This window comes from Pseudoalteromonas sp. GW168-MNA-CIBAN-0100 (genome assembly GCF_040309225.1).
GTDB classification, from domain to species: Bacteria; Pseudomonadota; Gammaproteobacteria; order Enterobacterales; family Alteromonadaceae; genus Pseudoalteromonas; species Pseudoalteromonas arctica.
Genome location: NZ_JBEOOL010000820.1, coordinates 1 through 253, shown reverse-complemented (window position 1 = coordinate 253; position 253 = coordinate 1). Strand labels below are relative to the sequence as shown.

Below are 253 nucleotides of genomic sequence, written 5' to 3'. Positions count from 1 at the left end.
CGCTGGGCATGCCCTTACCATTAATAGGTGCAACGAGTTTACTTACTTCGCTGGCGCTTGTTGCCATTGCCGTTGTATTACTAACTTGCTGTACTGGCACAGTGTTTGTAAGCTGGGCATTAGAAATTACACTTAATGGCGCAGCCAGTGCACTTCCTTTTGCTTTTAAGCTTACTTGTGGCGACTGTGCAAATACTTTAGCCGCAACCGCATTTTTGGCACGATTAAACTCTAAAATATAATCTTTACCCGC

Annotated in this window: 1 protein-coding gene; it reads right to left on the bottom strand. The window is 44.3% G+C overall.

The features are described from left to right. Nucleotides 1-253: DUF2057 family protein (locus AAEY62_RS23570; protein ID WP_350636882.1), on the bottom strand; the 253-nt coding region annotated here is incomplete at both ends.